The sequence below is a fragment of the Flavobacterium sp. genome (assembly GCF_049590715.1).
Classification (GTDB): domain Bacteria; phylum Bacteroidota; class Bacteroidia; order Flavobacteriales; family Flavobacteriaceae; genus Flavobacterium.
Map to the genome: position 1 here is coordinate 1 of NZ_JBAWDL010000311.1, position 6,101 is coordinate 6,101.

The window sequence follows — 6,101 nt, forward strand, 5'->3', positions numbered from 1 at the left end:
AATTAAACGTTTTAAGAACTTAAGTTGTGTCTTTCACAACACTACATATAAAATTATGGCATGTACAAGTTGTTCAACTTCTGATGGTGGTGCACCTAAGGGTTGTAAAAATAATGGAACTTGCGGCACCGATAGCTGCAACAAATTAACGGTTTTTGATTGGTTGTCAAATATGAGTTTGCCTAATGGCGAAGCTCCTTTTGACTGTGTTGAGGTTCGTTTTAAAAATGGTCGAAAAGAGTTTTTTAGAAATACTGAAAAATTAACGCTAAGCATGGGAGATATCGTGGCAACTGTTGCTTCTCCTGGACATGATATTGGAATTGTGACTTTGACTGGCGAATTAGTTCGCATTCAAATGAAGAAAAAAGGAGTGAATCCTACTAGCAATGAAGTTCCAAAAATTTACCGAAAAGCATCTCAAAAAGATATTGATATTTGGTCAACGGCTCGCGATAAAGAAGAGCCAATGAAGGTTCGTGCTCGTGAACTGGCAATTCAACATAAATTAGAAATGAAAATTTCGGATATTGAATTTCAAGGGGATGGATCCAAAGCGACTTTTTATTACACCGCTAATGATCGTGTGGATTTCAGACTTTTAATTAAAGATTTTGCCAAAGAATTCAGCACTAGAGTAGAGATGAAGCAAGTAGGTTTTCGTCAAGAAGCCGCTCGTTTGGGTGGTATTGGCTCTTGTGGTAGAGAATTATGTTGTTCGACTTGGTTAACTGATTTTAGAAGTGTCAATACTTCGGCAGCACGTTACCAACAATTATCTCTGAATCCACAAAAACTAGCTGGTCAATGTGGAAAACTGAAGTGTTGTTTGAATTACGAATTAGATACATACATGGATGCCTTAAAAGGATTTCCAGATTTTGACACCAAATTAGTAACCGAAAAAGGAGATGCTATTTGTCAAAAACAAGATATTTTCAAAGGGTTAATGTGGTTTGCTTATACCAATAATTTTGCTCAATGGCATATCTTAAAGATTGATAAAGTACAAGAAATTATTGCTGAGAACAAACTGAAAAAGAAAGTTTCTTCGTTGGAAGATTTTGCTGTTGAAATCATTCAGGAAAGAGAAAAAGACTTTAACAACGCTATGGGACAAGAAAGTTTGACTCGTTTTGATCAACCTAAGAAAAAGAAAAAGCCTAACAAAAAACCAAAAATAGCAGCCGAAAGAACCACTGCTGAGGTTACACCAAGAGTAAATCTAGAAAATAGACCAAACGTAAATAAGTCTAACCCACATAAACTAAACCCAAACAAGCCTAACAACAAGCCAAGGCCTAATAATAAAAAACCAAACAATAACAATAATAAAAGTGCGGGTACTAGTGAAAACAAACCCAATCCAGAACCTAGAAAACCTATAATTATTACTAAAAATGAAAATAAAAAGTAGTTTTTTAATGCTTCTTATTGCAGTATTGCTTTTCTCTTGTGACAAAAAGAGAGTTTTTGACGAATACAAATCAGTAGGAAGTGCTTGGCATAAAGACAGTGTTATTTCGTTTGATTTACCTGAATTAGATTCAACAAAACGCTATGATTTGTTTATCAATCTAAGAGATAATAATAATTACCCTTACAATAATTTGTTTTTAATTGTTACGTTAGAAAAACCAAATGGGTATACTAAGGTAGACACTTTAGAGTATGAAATGGCAGCCCCAGATGGAACTTTACTTGGTAATGGTTTTACAGACATCAAAGAAAGCAAATTGTTTTATAAAGAAGATGTTCGTTTTAGAGGGAAATACAAAGTGAACATCAAACAGGCGGTAAGAGAATCTGGTAAAGTGCCTGGAGTAGAGCAATTAGAAGGGATTACTGATATCGGATTAAGAATAGAAAAAAAAGAATAGATACTAAAAGTTATGGCAACTAAAAAAAACAATTCGAAGAATCCTAACGATAAGGATTTCAAATTTTACACTAAAACATTTTGGAAGTTTTTCTTTTATGGAATAGGTGGAATTGCACTCTTTTTTCTATTTGCTTCATGGGGTATATTCGGGTCTATGCCTTCTTTTGAAGATTTAGAGAATCCCGACTCCAATTTAGCTACCGAAATCATTTCAGCTGATGGAGTGGTGATCGGTAAATATTTTCAAAAAAACAGATCGCAATTAAAATATTCGGATTTACCTAAAAACTTGGTAGATGCATTAGTGGCTACAGAAGATGAACGTTTTTATGAACATTCAGGAATTGACGGAAGAGGAACCTTAAGAGCCATTGCAAGTATGGGGACTAGTGGTGGTGCAAGTACGTTAACCCAACAATTAGCCAAACAATTATTTCATGGTGAAGGTTCTAAATTCTTGCCATTTAGAATAATACAAAAAGCCAAAGAATGGATTATTGCCATTCGTTTAGAAAGACAATATACTAAAAATGAAATCCTAGCCATGTATTGTAATGTCTATGATTTTGGGAATTATTCTGTTGGTGTAAGTTCAGCTGCGCAAACGTATTTTTCAAAAACACCAAAAGAATTAACGGTTGATGAGTCGGCAATCCTAGTGGGAATGTTCAAGAATTCAGGTTTGTATAATCCAGTTCGTAATCCACAAGGGGTTAAAAACCGTCGTAATGTGGTTTTGGCACAAATGGAAAAATCCAAAATGATTTCAAAAGATCAAAAAGAAAAATTTCAAGCATTGCCTATTGCATTAAAATTCAAATTAGAAAGTCATCGTGAAGGAACGGCTACGTATTTCAGAGAATACCTTCGAGATTATATGAAAAAATGGGTTACAGAGAATAAAAAACCCGACGGTTCGGATTATGATATTTATAAGGATGGACTTAAAATTTATACAACGATTGATTCTCGTATGCAATTGCACGCTGAGGAAGCAGTAGAGAAACATATGGCTAATTTGCAAGAGGAATTTTTTATTCAAGCCAAAAAAAATAAAAATGCCCCATTTGTAAACATTACCGAAGCGGAAACCAATCGTATTTTAAAACAAGCTATGAAAGCCTCTAATAGATGGGCTGTTTTAAAATCTTTGGATAAGAGTGATGAAGAAATTGAGGCATCTTTCAGCCAAAAAGCAAAAATGACCGTTTTTACTTGGAAAGGGGAGAAAGATACTATTATGACCCCTATAGATTCTATTCGTTATTACAAGCACTTTTTGCAATCTGGTTTGATGGCTATGGAGCCACAAACAGGAAATATAAAAGCATGGGTAGGTGGAATCAATTATAAATATTTTCAATACGATCACGTAGGACAAGGAGCAAGACAAGTTGGATCCACTTTCAAACCTTTTGTGTATGCAACGGCTATTGAACAATTGAATATGTCTCCTTGTGACTCTATTATAGATGCACCTTTTACAATTCCTGTAGGACGTCATCATGTAACGGAATCTTGGACACCTAGAAACTCTGATAATAAATATAGAGGAATGGTCACTTTGAAGAAGGCTTTGGCAAACTCAATTAATACGATTTCGGCTAAATTAATGGATAAAGTAGGACCAGAGGCGGTAGTGGATCTAACGCATAAATTAGGCGTAAAATCACAAATCCCTTTACAACCCTCTATTGCTTTAGGAGCAGTTGAAATTACGGTTGAAGATATGGTAGCCGCATATAGCACTTTTGCAAATCAAGGTGTGTATACAAAACCTCAGTTTTTAAATCGTATTGAAGATAAAAGTGGCGTGGTAATTTATGAACCAATCCCAGAATCACACGATGTACTGAACAAAGACATTGCTTTTGCTGTAATAAAATTATTGGAAGGAGTAACCGAAGGAGGTTCTGGATCCCGTTTGCGTACTACAGGTGGTGGAAATGGGTATAACAGAGTTACGGGGTATCCATATGCTTTTACGAATCCTATTGCAGGTAAAACAGGAACGACACAAAACCAATCTGATGGATGGTTTATGGGGATGGTTCCAAATCTTGTAACAGGTGTTTGGGTAGGATGCGAAGATCGTTCTGCTCGTTTTAGAAGCATCACCTATGGACAAGGAGCAACTGCTGCTTTACCTGTTTGGGGATATTTTATGAAATTGTGTTATGCTGATCCTGAACTTAAAGTATCTAAATCAGATTTTGATAGGCCACCTAATTTATCAATAAAAGTAGATTGTTATGTGCCAAAAATCGTAAAAGATTCAACGGCAACGCAAGATACAGAAGAGTTTTCGTTTTAAATAAAATGAAATTGTACAGTAATTTATGGCTGAGATTAAAGTTGCAATAACGGAATTGGAGATTGCTAGCTGTTGGCAAGCTATTTCGATTCTTCGCCCGATGTTAGAAAGAGATCGTTTTGTTGCTACCATTCAAGGTTTACAAAAAGAAGGCTACTGCTTGCTTTATATTCAAGAAGACCATCAAACAGTAGCCATAGCGGGGTATAGAATATATACCATGTTATATTGTGGAAAAATGCTCTATCTCGATGATCTTTCTACTCTTGAAACGCAAAGAGGAAAGGGGCATGCAACCACTCTTTTGAATCATTTAAAAGAAATTGCACTCAATAATAATTGTGTTTCAATTCAATTAGATTCAGGGCCTAGTAGAGCTACAGCTCATAAATTATATTTCAAAGAAAACTTTACCATAAGTGCCTATCATTTTCATAAAAATTTAGAATTGTAGTATTAATTAAAGGCGAATTGTAGTATTGTTTTTTCTTTTGAAAATAAAGACTTATTTTTAGGTATCAAAAAGAATCCCATTCGCTATGATTAATAAAAAAGTAAATACGGTTCAAGAGGTGCTACAGGGAATCGAAAACGGCATGACCATTCTCTTTGGAGGATTTGGATTGTGTGGTATTCCTGAAAATGCTATAGCTGAATTAGTGATAAAAGAAACCAATCAACTTACCTGCGTTTCTAATAATGCAGGAGTTGATGATTTTGGTTTGGGTTTGCTTTTGAAAAAAAAACAAATCAAGAAAATGATTTCCTCTTACGTAGGAGAGAATACCGAATTTGAGCGTCAAATGCTTTCAGGTGAACTCGATGTTGAACTCATCCCACAAGGCACATTGGCCGAACGCTGTCGAGCTGCCCAAGCAGGAATTCCAGCCTTTTATACCCCTGCTGGTTATGGCACTGAAGTAGCTATAGGCAAAGAAACAAGAGATTTTAACGGAAAAATGTATGTCTTGGAGCACGCCTTTCAAGCAGATTTTGCTATTGTAAAAGCTTGGAAAGGGGATACCGCAGGAAATCTTATTTTTAAAGGAACGGCTCGAAACTTTAATCCTGTCATGTGTGGTGCCGCTAAAATTACCATTGCCGAAGTCGAAGAACTGGTGGAAGCAGGAACACTAGACCCTAATCAAATTCATATTCCAGGTATCTTTGTGAAACGTATTTTTGAAGGCGAGAAATACGAGAAAAGAATTGAACAACGAACCGTTAGAATTAAATAATTTTTTTTTTAAACAGATAAGTCATATAAGTTTGAAAAGTAAAAATTAATTCCTGTTACATTTTGTTAATCGTTCAAAAAACGTTTTGTTTAAAAAAAGCTTATATGACTTATATGTTTCATAAATTTTTCAGTGTTCAGTTTTATTAGTTCAAAGGCTTAAATGTTCTTATATATCTTAAATGGTTTAATAATTAAGACTTGTTTTTAACCAAAACTTAAATGTTTACAAAATTATGGCTTTAACAAAAGAAGAAATCGCAATCCGCATTGCGCAAGAACTCCAAGATGGCTATTTCGTTAACCTGGGTATCGGAATTCCAACGCTTGTGGCAAACTATATTCCAAAAGACATAAACGTCGAAATTCAAAGTGAAAACGGTGTTCTCGGCATGGGACCTTTTCCTTTTGAGGGAGAAGAAGATGCCGATTTAATTAACGCAGGTAAGCAAACGATTACCACTCTTGCTGGAGCGAGTTTCTTTGACTCTGCGACTAGCTTTGCTATGATCAGAGGGAAACATGTGGATTTGACAGTTTTAGGAGCAATGGAAGTGGCTGAAAACGGGGATATCGCCAACTGGAAAATCCCAGGAAAAATGGTCAAAGGCATGGGAGGCGCGATGGATTTAGTAGCTTCTGCTGAAAATATTATTGTTGCCATGATG

The 6,101-nt window shown here is 35.4% G+C and carries 6 protein-coding genes; all 6 read left to right on the forward strand.

The genetic code is table 11. From position 1 onward, the window contains the following. Positions 1–55: 55 nt before the first annotated feature. Positions 56–1,417: a PSP1 domain-containing protein gene (locus WBQ70_RS13535; protein ID WP_423915136.1), complete on the forward strand. Its 1,362-nt coding sequence runs from the start codon at positions 56–58 to the stop codon at positions 1,415–1,417. Then, the gene (locus WBQ70_RS13540) at positions 1,401–1,880 is read left to right on the forward strand and encodes a gliding motility lipoprotein GldH (protein ID WP_423915128.1); all 480 of its coding nucleotides are present in this window, start codon (positions 1,401–1,403) and stop codon (positions 1,878–1,880) included. The genes WBQ70_RS13535 and WBQ70_RS13540 overlap by 17 nt, the downstream gene beginning before the upstream one ends. A gap of 12 nt (positions 1,881–1,892) precedes the next feature. Beyond that, entirely contained in the window at positions 1,893–4,196 is a 2,304-nt protein-coding gene (locus WBQ70_RS13545; protein ID WP_423915130.1) for a penicillin-binding protein 1A, read from the forward strand. Between the two features lie 25 nt (positions 4,197–4,221). Continuing rightward, positions 4,222–4,650, forward strand: coding sequence for a GNAT family N-acetyltransferase (locus tag WBQ70_RS13550; RefSeq protein ID WP_423915132.1), 429 nt, complete (start codon positions 4,222–4,224; stop codon positions 4,648–4,650). An 85-nt stretch (positions 4,651–4,735) separates the two neighbouring features. Further along, positions 4,736–5,434 carry a CoA transferase subunit A gene (locus WBQ70_RS13555; RefSeq protein ID WP_423915133.1) on the forward strand — a complete coding sequence of 233 codons (699 nt, stop codon included), beginning with the start codon at positions 4,736–4,738 and terminating at the stop codon, positions 5,432–5,434. A 235-nt stretch (positions 5,435–5,669) separates the two neighbouring features. Beyond that, positions 5,670–6,101 (forward strand): CoA-transferase (locus WBQ70_RS13560; RefSeq protein WP_423915135.1); only part of this gene is annotated, 432 nt, incomplete at its 3' end.